13 protein-coding genes and 1 tRNA gene are annotated in these 16,394 nt (G+C 74.7%); 9 read left to right on the plus strand and 5 right to left on the minus strand.

Going from position 1 to position 16,394, the window contains the following annotated elements; translation table 11 throughout:
* Positions 1–35: 35 nt before the first annotated feature.
* Positions 36–692 (plus strand): bifunctional DNA primase/polymerase, encoded by a 657-nt coding sequence (locus IF01_RS0107690; protein ID WP_030392539.1) that lies wholly within the window; start codon positions 36–38, stop codon positions 690–692.
* Positions 693–973: 281 nt separating this feature from the next.
* Here the strand turns inward: IF01_RS0107690 and IF01_RS0107695 are convergent, their stop codons facing one another.
* From IF01_RS0107695 to IF01_RS0107710, 4 genes are all read right to left on the minus strand, one after another.
* Positions 974–1,960, minus strand: a complete 987-nt coding sequence (locus tag IF01_RS0107695) for a DUF5926 family protein (protein WP_030392540.1) — start codon at positions 1,958–1,960, stop codon at positions 974–976.
* Between the two features lie 190 nt (positions 1,961–2,150).
* The gene (locus IF01_RS0107700) at positions 2,151–2,570 is read right to left on the minus strand and encodes a hypothetical protein (protein WP_323182153.1); all 420 of its coding nucleotides are present in this window, start codon (positions 2,568–2,570) and stop codon (positions 2,151–2,153) included.
* Positions 2,571–3,131: 561 nt separating this feature from the next.
* A complete protein-coding gene (locus tag IF01_RS0107705) occupies positions 3,132–3,989 on the minus strand; it encodes a glycerophosphodiester phosphodiesterase family protein (RefSeq protein WP_233290075.1) in 858 nt (285 codons plus the stop codon).
* A gap of 315 nt (positions 3,990–4,304) precedes the next feature.
* The gene (locus tag IF01_RS0107710) at positions 4,305–5,696 is read right to left on the minus strand and encodes a purine-cytosine permease family protein (protein WP_051740527.1); all 1,392 of its coding nucleotides are present in this window, start codon (positions 5,694–5,696) and stop codon (positions 4,305–4,307) included.
* A gap of 326 nt (positions 5,697–6,022) precedes the next feature.
* Here IF01_RS0107710 and IF01_RS0107715 point away from each other — a divergent pair, with 326 nt between their 5' ends.
* The 8 genes from IF01_RS0107715 (at position 6,023) to IF01_RS0107755 (ending at position 15,179) form a co-directional block, all read left to right on the plus strand.
* Entirely contained in the window at positions 6,023–7,837 is a 1,815-nt protein-coding gene (locus tag IF01_RS0107715; protein WP_244215461.1) for a S1C family serine protease, read from the plus strand.
* A 66-nt stretch (positions 7,838–7,903) separates the two neighbouring features.
* Positions 7,904–7,991 (plus strand) — tRNA-Ser (locus IF01_RS0107720).
* 222 nt (positions 7,992–8,213) lie between these two features.
* A complete protein-coding gene (locus IF01_RS49225; RefSeq protein ID WP_051740525.1) occupies positions 8,214–9,341 on the plus strand; it encodes a peptidoglycan-binding protein in 1,128 nt (375 codons plus the stop codon).
* Positions 9,342–9,438: 97 nt separating this feature from the next.
* Positions 9,439–10,275 carry a MerR family transcriptional regulator gene (locus IF01_RS0107735; protein WP_030392546.1) on the plus strand — a complete coding sequence of 279 codons (837 nt, stop codon included), beginning with the start codon at positions 9,439–9,441 and terminating at the stop codon, positions 10,273–10,275.
* Positions 10,276–10,347: 72 nt separating this feature from the next.
* Complete coding sequence (locus IF01_RS0107740; protein WP_078879754.1) at positions 10,348–11,688, plus strand: MFS transporter; 1,341 nt, start codon at positions 10,348–10,350, stop codon at positions 11,686–11,688.
* 77 nt (positions 11,689–11,765) lie between these two features.
* Positions 11,766–13,130, plus strand: coding sequence for an FAD-binding oxidoreductase (locus IF01_RS0107745; RefSeq protein WP_030392548.1), 1,365 nt, complete (start codon positions 11,766–11,768; stop codon positions 13,128–13,130).
* Between the two features lie 426 nt (positions 13,131–13,556).
* Complete coding sequence (locus tag IF01_RS0107750; protein ID WP_030392549.1) at positions 13,557–13,886, plus strand: hypothetical protein; 330 nt, start codon at positions 13,557–13,559, stop codon at positions 13,884–13,886.
* A gap of 522 nt (positions 13,887–14,408) precedes the next feature.
* On the plus strand, positions 14,409–15,179 hold the full coding sequence (locus tag IF01_RS0107755; RefSeq protein ID WP_233290074.1) for a pyridoxine/pyridoxamine 5'-phosphate oxidase: 771 nt from the start codon (positions 14,409–14,411) through the stop codon (positions 15,177–15,179).
* 127 nt (positions 15,180–15,306) lie between these two features.
* On the opposite strand, the gene IF01_RS0107760 is transcribed toward IF01_RS0107755, so the two are convergent.
* Entirely contained in the window at positions 15,307–16,377 is a 1,071-nt protein-coding gene (locus IF01_RS0107760) for an EamA family transporter (protein WP_208624290.1), read from the minus strand.
* Positions 16,378–16,394 lie beyond the last annotated feature (17 nt).

A 16,394-nucleotide genomic window follows, 5' to 3' on the forward strand; every position in this document is an offset into this window, starting at 1 on the left:
AGCCTTCGAGCGGTCACGGAAAGGAACGGGTGCCAATGCGTGACAACCCACTGCGCGACGACCCGAGGAACCGGTCGGCGGCCCGGGCGGCCCGGCTGGCCGGGGCCCTGTCGGCAGCCACCGAACACCGCTGGCCCGTGGTCCCCGGAACCGTCCTGCTCGCCGGCGGAGCCTGCTCCTGCGGCGACCCGGACTGCCCGGTGCCGGGGGCCCATCCGCACGACCCGACCCTGCTGGCGGCCACCACCGATGCCCGGATGGTGCGTTGGTGGTGGGAGCAGCGCTGCCCCGACGCGCCGGTGCTGGTCGCGACCGGCCGGACGGTCTCCGCGGTCAGCCTGCCGGCGGCGGCCGGGGCCCGCGCGCTCGCCTACCTGGCCGCGCTCCGGCTGCGGCTCGGTCCGGTGCTGGCGATGCCCGGTCGCTACGCGATGCTGGTCGCCCCCTACTCGCTCGACGCGCTCGGCGAGATGCTCGTTCAACTCCCTTGGGTGCCGGGATCGTTGCGCTACCACGGGAGTGGCGGATTCCTGCCGCTGCCGCCCGGTGGCGGGGCCGGCGACCGGGTGCGCTGGGTGCTGCCGCCCCGTCAGGGCGCCGACGGCGGCGTCTGGCTGCCCCAGGTCGGTCCACTGCTGGGCGAGTTGGTGGACGCGGCGGTCCAGCTGGACAGCGGCCGCTCGGCCTACTGACGGCGCGGCCGGGCCGCTGCCCGCGCGGTGCGACCGGGGCGTCCGGCGTATCGATCGGGCACGGCCGACCCGCGTTGGCGTGGGATGTTCGGAAAAACAAAAGATCCGGCCGCTGGCGACGGGGGATGCACCAGCGACCGGACTCTTTAGACAGTAACAAGGATCCGCGCCCGCGCCAATTTCCAAGACGCCGTCGCAGCCCGGAAATTGCGGGTTACGGGCGACAATGTGACGCGTATCACGTCGGACGGCCGGGCGGCCGCCTTCCTTGCGACCCGCCTTTAGTTCAGGGTGACCTGACGGTTCACCAGGTTCGCGCGGGCCCGCCGCTCGTCCGCGGTCAGCGGAGCCGGGTCGGCCAGCGTCGCCGCGAGGAGCTCGGCGAACTCGGCGGCCGGCTTCTCGCAGTCGGCCGCGGTCATGTCGACCGGCAGGTCCCAGACCGGCACCGTCAGGCCGTGCGCCCGGAACGAGCCGACCAGACGGGTGTCCGGGCCGAGCGAGGACTTCTCGGCGGCGGTCAGCCGGGCCAGCGCGTCCAGCAGCTGCTCCTCCGGCACGGTCATCACCCAGCGCAGGTGGTTCTTGTCCGGGGTGCCGCACCAGTAGGCCGAGTCGAGGCCGGCCAGCTTCTCGGTCGGGATCGCCGAGGCGTTGGCGCGCTCCAGCGAGGCGGCCACCTCACCGGTCGCGGTCTCGGCGTCCTCCAGCCAGAACTCGAAGCCGGTGTGCACGGCCGGCTCGAAGGCGGCGGCGGGGTCCAGCAGGTCCTGCAGGCGGCGGCCGCCCGGCACGGTCCGGCGGGCCGGCACCGGCGAGCCCGGCTCGGCGGCCAGGGCCAGCTCCAGGGCGTCGCCGAGGTCGCGGCTCAGGTCGCCGGAGGAGGACTGGGTCTGCAGGCCCAGCAGGATCGAGCCGTCCTGGCGGCGCAGCGCGGGCCAGGCCAGCGGCAGCACGGTGGCCAGGGTGACCGACGGGACCTCGCCGTTGGCGCTCTCGGCGACCCCGGCGGCCAGCGTCAGCGGCACGGTGGCGGCGGGCACCAGCTCGCGCAGCGCCACCCAGTCCGCCTCGCCGGCCAGGCCCTCGAACGGGCGGTGCACGAGCTCCTGGACCGCGTGCGAGGCCTCGCGGCCGTGGCAGGCCTTGTAGCGGCGGCCCGAGCCGCAGGGGCAGTCCTCGCGGGCCCCGACCACGGGGATGTCGCCCGTGACGGCGGGGGTGGACTGGCTGCGCTGCGGCGCCTTCTTGGCGGCCTTCTTGCCCATGGTGCGGCTCTCCCGGGAACGGTGGTGTTGTGCTCCGGGCAGCCTACTGACGTTCTCCCGGAGTGTGGCGCGCACCGGGGCGCGGGCACGGCCCGCCGCCGGGCTGCGGCCGACCGGCTGCCGGGCGCGCGGCCGGGCGCGCGGCCGGGCGTCCGCGCGGTCCGGTGCCGTCCGGTGTCGTCCGTCGGCCTCAGGCCTCCCGGTGTCCGCCGGCCGTCCGCCGGGCGTGCCGGGCCCGGGCCGGCAGGGCCGCCCACACCGTCACCTCGCCCGGGGCGTCGCGCACGCCCCAGTCGCTCGCCAACTGGTCCACGATGCTCAGCCCGCGGCCGCCGTGCGAGGTCAGCGAGGGGCTGGACGGCGACGGCCGGGTCGGCGACCCGCCGTCGGTCACCTCCAGGGTGAGCACCCCGTCGGCGTGCATCTGCCAGCGGACCAGTACGCCGCCGGCGTCCTCGTCGGGCTCGCCCGGGGCGGCGGCCGGAGCCGCCGGGCCGACGGCCCGGGACGGTCCGCCGACCAGCAGCGGTTCGGCCGCCTCGGCGCGGGCACCCCGGCCGAGGGCCGGCAGCGGCCCGAGCGGCCGGGCGTAGCGACAGGCGTTGCTCAAAAGCTCGGAAAGGATCAGAACAGCATCATCAATGACCGGTTGCGGTATCTCCCGGTCTCCCAGATCTCGACGCAGTCGGCGCCGTGCGACCCCGACACTCGCTGGGCCGTGCGGCACTGCCATGGTCGATGAAGTCGGCACTTCACGCGCCACCATCAACGCCACCCCCGGACCTCCTTCAGCGTATGCCGAGGGATGGATGCCCCTTGGCAATACGTCGGAAACGACCGCGCGGCGATCCTGCGCGGTCATTTCAGGCCGGTGTACCGAGGGTGCGCGACAAGTGATTCCGTGCTCACCCTCAGTCGTGAAACTGTATGAATTGCGGCAGAAATCGTTGCCGAAAGGTTTGAGTCCCTACCAAGACGGTCAGCTTGTCACGGTGGTTGAACGGTTCACCACGGCTTCACGGGATGCCCGTGCGACACGGCACGACACAGCACGGACCAACATGGCACGACGCGGCCCGACAAGGAACGGCTCGGCAACGAACGGCTCGGCACGGAACGGCTCGGCACACACGGCGCGGCACGGCACCGCACGCCGCGGGGCCGCGTGCCGTCACCGGCCGAGCTGGGCCAGGACCTCCGCCGGGCGGTTGGTGATGATCGCCGACACCCCGAGCTCCAGGCACAGCTCGACGTCGGCCGGCTCGTCGACCGTCCACACGTGCACCTGGTGGCCCAGCTCGACCAGCCTGGTCACCAGCCCCGGCCGGGCCCGCACCAGGTCCATGCCCGGTCCGGCGATCCGCGCCCCGCCCGGCAGCGGCGCACCGGGGCGCAGCCGCCCGCGCAGCACCAGGCCGCGCTCGAACAGGAACACCCTCGGGTACTGCGGCGCCGCGGCCGCCACCCGGGCCAGCGCGACGGAGGAGAAGCTCATGATCCGGGCGTTGACGCCGTGGCCCGCGCCGGTCTCCGCCGGATCGGCGCCCCGGCGCCCGGACGCGCCGCCGATGCCGAACCGGTCCAGCATCCGCAGCAGCTCGGACTCCACCCGGCCGCGGAACCGCACCGGGTGCTTGGTCTCGATCGCGAGGTCCACCGGCCGCCCGGAGTCCACGGCCAGCTCCAGCAGGCTCTCCAGCCGCAGCACGCCGCGCAGCTCCGGGTCCTCGCTGGGCCTGCCGGTCTTCCAGGCGCCGAAGTCGTGCGCCTCCAGCTCGGCGAGCGTCATCGCGGAGACCGTGCCCCGGCCGTCCGAGACCCGGCCGATCCGCCGGTCGTGCACACAGACCAGCTGTCCGTCGGCGGTCACCCGGACGTCGCACTCCAGTGCGTCGGCGCCCTCGGAGAGCGCCCTGCGGTAGGCGGCGAGGGTGTGTTCGGGCAGGGCGTGCGAGGAACCGCGGTGGGCGATCACCTGGACGGGCCGGGTGGTGCGGGCCGTCACGGGCGAGACATCAGGGCTGGTCACGCCCTCCACGATAGGCGGCGGAAGTGACGCCGGGGCGACGCCGGCCCCAACCCGGAGGGCCGACTTCGTCACTCCCCCGCGCGGTCGGGGTCGTTCCGGACGGTGCGGTGGCCGGTACTGCGGCCGGTGCCGCGGGCGGTGCGCCGCCGATCCGGCGCCGGTGCGCCGCCGGTCCACGGCCGGTGCTCCGCAGACGTTCCGAGCGGCGTTCCACCGGTGTTCCGTGGGCGTTCCGTGGGCGTTCCGCCGGAATTCCACGGGCATTCCGCGGGCATTCCGGCGGCCCCTCGTCCCGGAGGCCCCGGGCCGTCCGGATCAGCGCGCGTCGGCGGCGGCCCGGCCCCGGGTGAACGGGGTGAGCGCCCAGGTCGCCAGCGCGGGCACCAGGAAGCCGAACAGCGAGGCCGAGGTCCACTCCTGCGGGGTGAAGTGCAGCAGCTCCTGCGCGGACGTCCAGAAGTCCGTCCACCAGCCGGCCACCGCGGTCGGCGCGATCAGCTGGTAGACCGCGAAGCCCAGCGCCCACGGCAGCAGCATCAGCCAGCGGGACGGCGCCCCGTCCGAGAGGTCCCAGCCGCGCCGCCCGGCGCCGAGGAAGTAGTCGACCGCCAGCACCGCGAACATCGGCACGAAGACCGAGCCGATCAGCCCCAGGAAGGCGTAGTACGAGTCGGTGAACGCGGTGATCTGCAGCGCGAGCACGGTGATCAGCGCGCCGGTGCCGCCCGTGAGCAGCCGGCGGTCGACCTTCGGCAGCAGGTTGTGGATCGACATCGCGGTCGAGTAGACGTTCGCGAAGGACTGGTCGGTCTCGCGCAGCACCAGCACCAGCAGGAACAGCCAGCCCGCCCAGACGCCGAGGAAGGAGTCGAAGATCCGCTCGGGGTCGCCGTCCGCCTGCAGCAGCGCCATCAGGCCGAGCACGTAGCACCAGACCTGCGCCACCGTGTAGCCGGAGAAGCTGCCCCAGAACGCCGAGCGCGGAGTGCGCGAGTGCCGGGTGTAGTCGGCGGCGAGCGGGACGAAGGAGATGGACACCGCGATCATCGCGTCCGTCGCCCGCAGGAAGCCGTGCCAGTTGCCCGCACCCGGGTCGGCGACGCCGTTGCGGCCGAGCTGGACGGTGAAGTACACCATCGCGACCGCCACCGCGACGGCGACGAAGCGGCGCAGTACGGCGATCGCGCCCAGCGGCCAGATGGTCAGCGCGGTGGTGATCGCGCCGGCCAGCACGACGAAGAGCCAGCGGTAGCCCTCGGTGCCGACGACGGTCTGCGCGCCGAGCGCGATCGTCAGCAGCTCGTACACGCCCCAGCCGATGCACTGGACGATGTTGAGCACCGTCGGCACGTAGGACAGCCGGGTGCCGAACAGTCCGCGCAGGGTCGCCATGGCGGGCGCGCCGGTGCGGGCGCCGATCAGCGCGGCGACCCCGAGCATCGCGGTGCCGACCACGGTGCCGGCCACGATCGCGGTCACGGCGGCGGCCAGCGACAGCTCGCTGCCCTTGGCGCCGAGCACGGTCGCGGCGGTGGTGAAGCCGATCAGCGAGACGCCGAGGTTCATCCAGAGCGCGAAGTGGTCGCGGAAGCGGAGGGTGCGGGGCGGCTCGGTGTCGAGCACCAGCGGCGCCTCGACCCGGGCCGGGGGCTCCAGGACGGCGGTGGCCGAGGACGGGGACGACGAGGACGTCGAGGCAGGCGGCATGGCCGATATCTCCCTACGCCGGCATTACCCGGACAGGTTCCGGCGGTCTGCGCCCCCTCGACGGTCCGTCCACGGATCCCGTGGCGTACGGTCGACCGGCGCACTCTCAGCCTGGTGGGTCCAAGCTCCCGCGTGTCAGTTCGGAGCGACAGGCTAGCGGGCACGGGGAGGAACGCCAAGGCCAGGGGGTCGGGCGGGCGGCGCTCGGGGCGTCCGTCTGGTCGGGCTAAGGATTCTTATGAGTTCTTCAGAAGGCTCCTTACGGCAATCGAATCGAGTGTGCGAAAAACTATGGTTGTTGGTCCTGTCAGCGATGGAGGTCGTCCGTGAGCACCGAGCGCGAGGTTGGGTCCACCGGGCCGCAGGGGGAGCAGCCCTCCGGCGGCCAGGGGGTGGTGGGTTCCCCTGCTGACGGTCCGGCGCAGCAGAATGCGGCCGGCCCGTCCCCCGCGGCGGAGCAGTCGACTCCGGCCGCCGAGGGGGGTTCCGGCGGGTTCACGCCCACCGTGGCGTTCGGCAAGCTGACCGCCCCCGAGCCGGCGGCCCCGCCGGCCCCGGTGCCGGCGCCCGCCGCACCCGCCGCACCCCTGGCCGTCGAGCCCGGCTACCTGGACGCCCCGCCGCCGGTCCTGCCGCCGGCTCCGGCTCCGGCCGCCGCCCCGGCCGCGCCCGCCGCCCCGGCCGGCCCGCAGGGCGGCAACCCGTACGCGACCCCGGCCCCCGGCACCCCGGTGCCCCCGGCCCTCGCCGCGCACGACCCGTACGCGGCGCAGTCCGCCCCGCACGACCCCTACGCGGCGCCCGCCGCGGCCCAGCACGACCCGTACGGGACGCCCGCCGCCCCGCCGGCCCCGGGCGCGACCGGGCAGCACCACCACCCGTTCGGCGCAGGCCAGCCGCTCGGCGGCTGGGGCGCCCACGACGTCACCCCCGGCGCGCCCGGGGCCCCCGGTGGTCCGGGCGGCCCGCTCGGCTACCCGGGCGAGTACCCCGGCGCCCCCGGCCCCGGCGGCCCGCGCAAGAAGCGCGGCGGCCTGATCGCCCTGGTCGCGGCCGTGGCCCTGGTGGCCGGTGTGGCCGGCGGCGCGGTCGGAGTGGCCGTCGCCGACCGCGACGACACCTCCGTCAGCGCCAAGGCCGACCGCAGCTCCACCACGGTCCAGGCCAACAACACCCAGAAGAACGAGCCCGCCCCGGGCTCGGTCGCCGGTATCGCGCAGAAGGCGCTGCCCAGCGTCGTCACCATCAAGGCGCAGGGCAACGGCGAGTCGGGCACCGGCACCGGCTTCGTGTTCGACACCGAGGGCCACATCCTCAGCAACAACCACGTGGTGGCGCCCGCGTCCACCAGCGGCGGCAAACTGACCGTCAAGTTCGCCGACGGCAGCTCCTACGGCGCCTCCGTGCTCGGCCGCGCCGAGGGCTACGACGTCGCGGTGATCAAGCTCGACAGCCCGCCCAAGGGCAAGTTGACGCCGCTTCCGCTGGCCGACTCCGACAAGGTCAACGTCGGTGACTCCACCATCGCCATCGGTGCCCCGTACGGCCTGGAGTCCACCGTCACCACCGGCATCATCAGCGCCAAGGACCGCCCGGTCGCCTCCGGCGACGAGACCGGCGCGCAGGCCTCGTACATGAACGCGCTGCAGACCGACGCCTCGATCAACCCCGGCAACTCCGGCGGTCCGCTGCTGGACTCCTCGGGCGCGGTGATCGGCATCAACTCCGCGATCCAGTCCAACGCCTCCGCCAACGGCCGGGCCGGCTCCATCGGCCTGGGCTTCGCGATCCCGGTCAACCAGGCCAAGTGGGTCGCGGACACCCTGATCAAGACCGGCAAGCCGGTCTACGCCAAGCTCGACGTGCTGCGCAACGACGACTACAAGGGCGACGGCGCGCAGATCCAGACCCGCGACATCCAGGGCCAGCCGGCCGTCACCCCCGGCGGCGCCGCCGACCAGGCCGGCCTCAAGCCGGGCGACGTGATCACCAAGCTCGGCGGCAGCCCGATCGAGAACGGCCCCGCCCTGGTCAGCAAGATCTGGACGCACAAGCCGGGCGAGACCGTCGACGTCGAGTACACCCGCAACGGCCAGACCGCCACCACCAAGGTCACCCTCGGCACCCGCGTCGGCGACTGACCCCCGCCCCACCCCGGAAACCCGGTGCACCGAACCCCACCGGACCCGTTAGGCTGACCTCCGCCTGGAGAGCTGCCCGAGCGGCCTAAGGGAACAGTCTTGAAAACTGTCGTGCGGTAACCCCGTACCGTGGGTTCGAATCCCACGCTCTCCGCCGGTAGGAGAAAGAACCACCTGCTCAAGGCGGGTGTCGACCTCAGGGTCGGCACCCGCCTTTGTGCTTGTCGGGGGTGGGCCGGGGGTGGGCCGGGTGGGGAGGTGCCCCGTTTTCACCTGAACGGGGGGTTTGTGGGGGATGCGTCGTTCTGGGGAGGGCCGGGTCTCGTGTGTTCGGGCGTAAGGGGCGAACTGCCCTGGGCCCGGCAAGGAGAGACGGATGGCCTGGTACCCCGGCGCGGAGAAGATGGAGCTCCAGCCAGAGTCGGACGAGCAGCCGGCGATCACGCCGACGCAGGTGATCTTCCACAGTGTGGCGGCGCCGTGGACGCCGCGGCGGATGTACGAGTACTGGCGGGACTCGACCAACCTGGAGTCGCACTTCGGGGTCGGGTACGACGGCGGTGTGGGGCAGTTCGTCGGCACCGAGACGCGTGCCGACGCCAATATGGGCGCCAACCGCAGAACCGACGGCAGCGGCGCGGTCAGTGTGGAGACGGCCAGCGACGACGCGAGCACCGACCCCTGGACGGACGCCCAGGTCGCCGCCCTGGTCGCGCTCGGGGTGTGGCTGCACCAGCGGCACGGCATCCCGACGCGGATCTGCCCGCAGTGGGACGCGCCCGGCTTCGGGGTGCACCGGATGTTCCCGCAGTGGTCGGACGGCGGCACGGCCTGCCCGGGGGACGCCCGGGCCCGGCAGTTCCGCGAGGTGGTGCTGCCCGGCATCGTCGCGGCGGCCGGCGGCGCGCCGGTGCCCACGCCGCGCGGGGACTCCGGCCCGGCCGGCGACTCCGGGCCGGCCCGGTACCGGGTGACGATCAACGGGCTGGAGTACGGCTACGGCGCGCACGGACCGCAGGTCCGGGAGGTCGGCGAGGCGCTCGTCCGGCAGGGCTTCGGCCGACACTACGCGTCCGGCCCGGACGAGGACTGGCGGGACGCCGACACCCTCAACTACCAGGACTTCCAGCACAGTCTGGGGTACTCGGGGGCGGACGCCGACGGTGTGCCGGGCGAGGGGTCGCTGCGTCGGCTGCTCGGCCGGCTGCCCTCCCCGCGCCGGGTGTCGCTCGCCCACGTGGTCGCGGCCGCCCGCACCGACCCGGGCGCCGAGCAGGGGCACCAGACCTACGGGGGCGAGGTGCGGATCGTCGAACAGGCCCTCGCGGACGAGGGCTTCCTGGAGCAGCGCTGGGTGGACGGCTCGCTCGGCACCCGGACGGTCCAGGCGTACGCGGCCTTCCAGCGCAGCCTCGGCTACGCGGGGGAGGACGCCAACGGGGTCCCCGGCCAGCGCAGTCTGCGCACGCTGGGGGACCGGCGGGGGTTCGACGTGACCGACTGAGCGCCGCCCGCCGGGGACGGCGGGACCGGCGGTGGCTGGATCCTCCGGGCGCGGGGCTTGACCATGACACCGTGTGAGGCCCTGAACTGGAGGGACCATGTTGAACATCGGAGACTTCGCCAAGCACGGCCGGGTGTCGGTCCGGATGCTGCGTCACTACGACGCCATCGGGCTGATCCGGCCCGCCCGGGTCGACCCGTCCAGCGGCTACCGCTGCTACGAGGCGGCCCAACTCGCCCGGCTCAACCGGGTCATCGCCCTCAAGGAACTCGGCTTCACCCTGCACCAGGTGCGGGCCGTGCTGGACGAGGAGGTGGACCCGGCGGAGCTGCGCGGGATGCTGCGGCTGCGGCGGGCCGAGCTCGCCGCGGCCATGGCCGCGGACGCCGAACGGCTGGCCCGGGTCGAGGCGAGGCTCCGGACGATCGAGAGTGAGGGGACCATGTCCGCACAGGACGTTGTGGTGAAGCCGCTGCCGTCGGTCCGGGCGGCCGAGCTGGCGGGTGTCGCGGCGAGCTACGAGCCGCAGGACATCGGGCCGGTGATCGGCCCGCTGTTCGAGGAGCTCTGCGGCCGTCTGGCGGCGGCCGGTGTCGCGGCCGCCGGGCCCTCCGTCGCCCGGTACGAGGACACCGGGGACGGCGACGGTTCGGTGCTGATCCGGGTCGCGGTGCCGGTACCGGCCGGGACCACCGCGGCCACGGGCGAGGAGCACGGCTTCGCGGTGGTCGACCTGCCGGCCGTCGAGGAGGCGGCGACGGTGGTGCACCGGGGTTCGATGGACGAGTCGCTGGGCTCCTTCCAGGTGCTGGCGCGGTTCGTCGAGGAGAACGGCTACCGCTCGACCGGCTACGCCCGGGAGCTCTACCTGGAGTGCCCCGAGAACCCGGCGGACTGGGTGACGGAGCTGCAGGAGTCGGTGGTGCGCGTCTGATCCGCGCGTGATCCGCGCCCGACGGCCCGGCGTTTGCCCTGAAGCCGGTCGAGGGTCCTAGCGTCGACGCGCATGACGACCACCGGTTCCCTCGCACCCGGCGCCGACGCCGACGCGGCCGATCCAGACGCGGCCGATCCCGCCGCCGCTGCCCGGCCGGCCCTGCCCGCGCCCTATCTGCGCTGGCTGGCCGGTGCGCAGCTCGGGGCCCTGGGCGACGCCGCCCTCGCCTTCGCCCTGGGCTGGGCCGCTGCCGCGCACGGCGGGGCCGCCGCCGGCCTGGTGCTCACCGTGATCACGGTGGCCCGGACGGTGCTGGTCCTGGTCGGCGGCGCGGTGGCGGACCGGCTGGGGGCGCGCCGGGTGATGCTCGCCGGGGACGCGGTGATGCTGGCCGCGACGCTCGCGCTGGCGGCGGCGGCCGGAGTCCTGGGTACTCCGCTCCGGCTGCTGCTGCTCGCGGCGCTGGTGATCGGCGTGGTGGACGCGTTCTACCTCCCGGCGAGCGGGTCGATGCCCCGGCTGCTCGTGGACGCCGGGCAGCTGCCGCGCGCCCTGGCCCTGCGGCAGGCGGGTGGTCAGCTCGCCGCCCTGCTGGGGGCACCCCTCGGCGGCGCGCTGGTCGCGGCGGGCGGGCTGCCCGCGACGGCGCTGGTGGACGCGGCGAGCTTCGCCGTCCTGCTGCTGGTGCTGCTGCTCCTGCCGGTGTCCGACCCGCGACGGGCCCCGGCGGCCCGCAGCGGTGGCGACGCCGATGCCGGCACAGGCACAGGCACAGGTACCGGCACGGACAGGCCGGCCGGATTGCTGCGGGAAGCGGCCGCCGGCGTGCGGCTGGCGACGGGCGACCGGTTGCTGCGGGCGGCGCTGCTGCTGGCCGGCGCCGCGGCCGGCGCGGTGCTGCCGGTGGTCGCGCTGCTCGGGCCGCTGCTGGCCCGGTCCGCCGGCTGGGGCGCGGGGGCGGCCGGTCTGGTGGCGGGCGCCCAGGGCGCGGGCGTCCTGGCGGCGGCGGTCCTGCTCGCCCGGCGGGGCACGGGGGCCGGACGGCGCCCGCTCGGCGCGGGGACGGGGGCGGCGGCCGGGCTCTGCGCCGCCGCGGCGGGCATCGCGCTGCTGGCCGCGGCGCCGGTCCCGGCGGCGGCCGTGCTCGGCGGGCTGCTGACGGGAGCCGGGTCCGGGCTGTTCGCCGGCCGGCTCGGGCCGCTGGTGCTGGGAGCCGCGCCGGACACCCATCTCTCCCGGGTGCAGGCCCTGCTGACCCTGGTGCAGAGCGCCGCGCTGGTGCTCTCGACCGGGGCGCTCGGCCTGCTCGCCGACACGGCCGGACCCCGGCTGCCGATCGCCCTCTGCGCGCTGGCCACCGGGGCCGCCGGGGTGCTCACCCTGGCCTCGCCGGTGCTGCGCCGGGCCTGACCGCGGTGTACTTGCCGGGCGGGCGGACGGCGGGCAGAGTGCGAGACCGGTACGGGCGGCGGAGGGCGGAGGCGGCGATGAGTGATCTGACGGACCGGCTGGCGGAGGGCCTCCCGCCCGGGGCGATGGCCGTGGACCCGGACGTGACGGACGCCTACCGGCACGACATGGCGGACTTCTGCCCGGCCGGCACCCCCGCCGTGGTGGTTTTCCCGGAGACGGTCGAGCAGGTGCAGCACGTACTGCGCACCGCCACCGCGCTGCGCGTCCCGGTGGTCCCGCAGGGGGCCAGGACCGGTCTGTCCGGCGCGGCCAACGCGGTCGACGGCTGCATCGTGCTGTCGATGCTGCGGATGAACCGGATCCTGGAGATCGACCCGGTGAACCGGATCGCGGTGGTCGAGCCGGGGGTGGTCAACGCCGAGCTGTCCCGGGCGGCCGCCGCCTCGGGGCTCGCCTACCCGCCCGACCCGTCGAGCTGGGAGTCCTGCACCATCGGCGGCAACATCGGGACCGGCGCGGGTGGCCTCTGCTGCGTCAAGTACGGCGTGACCAGCGAGTACGTGCTCGGCCTGGACGTGGTGCTGGCCGACGGACGGCTGCTGTCCACCGGCCGCCGGACGGCCAAGGGCGTGGCCGGCTACGACCTGACCCGGCTCCTGGTCGGCTCCGAGGGCACGCTGGGGGTGGTGGTCCGCGCGGTGCTGGCGCTGCGGCCGGCCCCCGCCCCGCAGCTGGCGCTGGCGGCGGAGTTCCCGAGCACGGCCTCGGCGGGCGCGGCGGTCTGCGAGGTGATGGCCCGCGGCTTCACCCCCTCGCTGATGGAGCTGATGGACCCGGTGAGTGTGCGCGCGGTCAACGAACTGGGGCGGATGGGCCTGCCGGAGTCGACCCGGGCGCTGCTGCTGGTGGCCTTCGACGGTCCGGACCGGGTGGCCGAGCTGGCCGCGGTCGGCGAGCTGTGCCGGGCGGCCGGGGCGACCGAGGTGGTGCCGGCCGAGGACCAGGCCGAGTCCGAGCTGCTGCTGGAGGCGCGCCGGCTGGCGCTGCCCGCGCTGGACCGGCTGGGCACCACGATGATCGACGACGTGGCGGTGCCGCGGTCGCGGCTGGCCGAGATGCTGGAGGGGGTGGCGGCGATCGGTCAGCGGCACGGGCTGACCATCGGGGTGGTGAGCCACGCCGGGGACGGCAACACCCATCCGATCGTCATCTTCGACGCGGCGGACCCGGAGCAGTCGGCGCTGGCGCAGCGCTCCTTCGACGAGATCATGGCACTGGGGCTGGAGCTGGGCGGGACGATCACCGGGGAGCACGGGGTGGGGCTGCTCAAGCGGGAGTGGCTGGCGCGGGAGCTGGGGCCGGTGGCGATGGAGCTGCAGCGGCAGCTGAAGGCGGTCTTCGATCCGCTGGGGATCCTCAATCCCGGCAAGGCGGTTTGACCACCCCCTCGGGCCGGGCAACGAAGGTATTGTTCTCCGGATTTTCAGACTGTCGCAGGATGGCCGGAATTATCGACACGGTAGCGTGACCGCACCCGGCGGGGGGCGTGTTTGTTCCGCCGCACGCCAGGGTGGTGCGCCGGGTTGTCCGTGTGCCTCCTTCACGCCTCCTCCGGAGACTCGGTCGTATCCGACCGTTCGGGCGACATCGCAGGTCGGCGGCGGTGTGTCGGCGTGCTTCCAGGATCGCTCGCAGTTATGCGCGGGGCTGCTGGATATCACGCTAAAGGGCGAAAAGGGCACCGGGAGGTGGTGCTTTGTCGATTTGTTGCGGAAGTCTGTGACCCGGCGTCGCAGCCCGCAGGTGTTCGTCTGGCCGGCGAACTCCCGCACCCATTGCACGATTACCGTTTCTTGGAGGCTCCCATGGCTCGCAACCGAATCCGCCGTACCGCCGGTGTGCTGCTCGCGGCCCCGCTCGCGGCCGGACTGCTGCTCGCCGGTGCCGGCGCCGCCGCCGCCGACAACGGCGCGCTCGCCAACGACGGGTCCAACAGCGGTGTGGTGTCGAACGTCGGGACGGGCAACGTCTTCGGCTCGGTCGACGGCAACTACATCTCGAACCAGCAGACGGCGACCGGCTCCGGCGCCTCGAACCAGGCCAACACCCTCGCGGTGAAGGACAACTCGGGCACCATCCTGGCCGGTCAGTCCAACAAGAACTACAGCATCGTCTTCGCGCCGATCTTCGGCTGAGCACCCGGGCGATCGGGCACCGGGGAGCCCCGGGTGCCGGCGCCGACCGGGAGCCGTCGACGGCGGGGGCGCCGTCGACGGAGCACCGGGGCCGGCCGGGGCGGACGCGGGTGGGCTGAGCGCCCGCGACGGGTCCGGAGCGGACCGCGAAGTGGATCGGAAGAACCGCGATCGGAACGGATCGCACAGCGCGCAACCGGGCAGCGGAAAGGGTCACCGCGAACCGGTCCCGTGGGCGGCACCGAACATCGGTGCCGCCCTCGGGCGTTGTCCGGGCGTTGTCCGGGCGTGTCCGGGCGTGTCCGGACGAGCCGGGCGTGTCCGGGCGTGTCCGGGCGGGCAGGGGGGGCGGGCCGGGCGTTCCCGGGGGCGGGCACGGGCGGGCCGGTGCAGGGCCCGCGCCCTGACTCGTCACCGTGCGGCGGTACGGTTGCGCTCCGACAGTGCACCCCCGAGCCCGGCGCCCCCCGGCGGCCCTTCCGGCGAGGGGCTGCGGCGGCGGCAACCGGAAGGAAGGGCGCGATGGCAGCCGAGGACGAGGACCTGAGCGGCCCGGGCGGGACCACGCCCGTACCCGGTCCCGGGTCGGGCCCGGAGCCGCGCCCGGAAACGCGGCCCGAGCCCCGGTCGGTGCCCGAGCTGATGCTGGGCCGACCGCCGATGGCCCGCCCGCTGCCGGGCTTCGACACCGGGGCGGCCCCGGCCGAGCCCGGCCCGCTCTTCGTCGACTGGCTCGCCACCGCCGTCGACGCCGGGGTGCTGGACCCGCAGGTGTTCACCCTCTCCACGGTCGACGCCGACGGCCTGCCGGACGCCCGCGTCCTGGTGCTGCGCGACGTGGACGCGGCCGGCACCGGCTGGGTGTTCTCCGCCGCCGCCGACAGTCCCAAGGGCCGCCAGCTCGCCGACCACCCGGCGGCCGCGCTCACCGTCTACTGGCCCCGGCTCGGCCGCCAGGTGCGGGTCCGCGGCACCGTCGAACGGGCCGCCGACCTGGTCGCGGCGGCCGAGTTCGCCACCCGCTCCCCGGACGCCCGGATCGGCGCGCTGGTCGGGCGGCAGAGCGAGCCACTGGCCTCGCCGGCCGAGTACGAGGAGGCGGTGGCGGTGGCCCGGCGCCGCCTGGAGGCCACCCCGGACGCGGTCGCCGCCGGGCACGCCGTCTACACGCTGTGGGCGCACGAGGTCGAGTTCTGGCAGGGCGAGGCCGAGCGCCACCACGTCCGCCTCCGCTACACCAGAACCGGGCCGGTGCTGACCCCGGAGTGGTCGCGCACCCTGCTCTGGCCCTGAGGCACCCGAAGCACCCGAAGCACCCGAAGCACCCGAGGCACCCGAAGCACCTGAAGCGCTGGAAGTACCTGAAGCACCACGGCGGTCGGCGTCCAGGCGCCGACCGCCCGGCTCGGCGCCGCCCGGCTCAGCGCCGCCCGGTCAGGGTGGCCCCGACGCTCGCCGCCACCACACAGCCGATCCCCGCCAGCTGGGCCGCGCCCAGCAGCTGCCCGAGCACCACCAGCCCGACCAGCGCGCTGACCGCCGGCTCCAGGCTCACCAGCACGCTGAACACCCGCTGCGGCATCCGCCGCAGCGCGGTCATCTCCAGCGCGTAGGGGATCACCGGCAGCAGCAGGGACACCCCGGCGACCGCGAGCAGCAGCATCAGCGGCGAGGCGTCCGGCGCGGACAGTCCGTCCCAGGCCTCGCCGAGCCCGAACGGCGCCACCACCAGCGCGCCGACCGTCATCGACACGGCCAGCCCCTGGAAGCCCTGGAACGCCGCCCCGACCTTGTCCGTGAACAGGATGTACGCGGCGTAGCAGGCCGCCGCCCCGAAGGCGCAGAGCAGGCCGACCGGGTCGAGTCCGGCGCCGCCCTCCCCGCCCTCGCCGAGCAGCGTCAGCAGCGCCACCCCGCCGGCCGCGAGCAGCGCCCAGAGCAGATGGCTGGCACGGCGGGCGAAGAACAGTGCCACCGCGAGCGGGCCGAGGAACTCGATGGTGGCGGCGGTGCCCATCGGCAGCCGGTCGATCGCCCCGGCGAACAGCAGGGTCATCCCGGCCGAGGCCATGCCGAGCAGGCCCGCGGCGGCCAGGTCGCGCGGCCGGAGCCCGCGCAGCCGGGGCCTGGTGACGGCGAGCAGGATGACCGCCGCGAAGCTCAGCCGGAGGAAGGTGGTGCCGCTGACCCCGAGCGGGCCGAACAGCGGCTTGGAGAACGCGATCCCGGTCTGCACCAGGAACATCGCCGTCAGACACAGCAGCGGCGCCGGGATGCTCTCCGGGCGCCGCAGGAAGTTCGGGAACCGTCGGCCGGACGGTCGGCCGGTTCGCGGGCCCGGTGGCAGCCCCTCCGCGGGCGCCCCGCCTCGTCGCCAGCCGCCCCGCTCGCCGGCGGGCTCGCCCTTGGGGGCGGGCGGCATGACAAGCGCCTCGGCGACGGCGGCGGCCGTCGTCGGGGCAGAGGTTTCGCTGAGGTGGGGCGTGGGCATGGAGGCGAGTTTGCCGT

This window comes from Kitasatospora purpeofusca (assembly GCF_000718025.1).
Taxonomy (GTDB): domain Bacteria; phylum Actinomycetota; class Actinomycetes; order Streptomycetales; family Streptomycetaceae; genus Kitasatospora; species Kitasatospora purpeofusca.

Excerpts from the sequence above, each read along its gene's own strand:
- IF01_RS49225 (WP_051740525.1), top strand. The coding sequence starts at position 8,214 with ATGGCCTGGTACCCCGGCGCGGAGAAGATGGAGCTCCAGCCAGAGTCG.
- IF01_RS0107745 (WP_030392548.1), top strand. The coding sequence starts at position 11,766 with ATGAGTGATCTGACGGACCGGCTGGCGGAGGGCCTCCCGCCCGGGGCG.
- IF01_RS0107740 (WP_078879754.1), top strand. The coding sequence starts at position 10,348 with ATGACGACCACCGGTTCCCTCGCACCCGGCGCCGACGCCGACGCGGCC.
- IF01_RS0107695 (WP_030392540.1), bottom strand. The coding sequence starts at position 1,960 with ATGGGCAAGAAGGCCGCCAAGAAGGCGCCGCAGCGCAGCCAGTCCACC.
- IF01_RS0107755 (WP_233290074.1), top strand. The coding sequence starts at position 14,409 with ATGGCAGCCGAGGACGAGGACCTGAGCGGCCCGGGCGGGACCACGCCC.
- IF01_RS0107735 (WP_030392546.1), top strand. The coding sequence starts at position 9,439 with ATGTTGAACATCGGAGACTTCGCCAAGCACGGCCGGGTGTCGGTCCGG.
- IF01_RS0107690 (WP_030392539.1), top strand. The coding sequence starts at position 36 with ATGCGTGACAACCCACTGCGCGACGACCCGAGGAACCGGTCGGCGGCC.
- IF01_RS0107760 (WP_208624290.1), bottom strand. The coding sequence starts at position 16,377 with ATGCCCACGCCCCACCTCAGCGAAACCTCTGCCCCGACGACGGCCGCC.
- IF01_RS0107750 (WP_030392549.1), top strand. The coding sequence starts at position 13,557 with ATGGCTCGCAACCGAATCCGCCGTACCGCCGGTGTGCTGCTCGCGGCC.
- IF01_RS0107710 (WP_051740527.1), bottom strand. The coding sequence starts at position 5,696 with ATGCCGCCTGCCTCGACGTCCTCGTCGTCCCCGTCCTCGGCCACCGCC.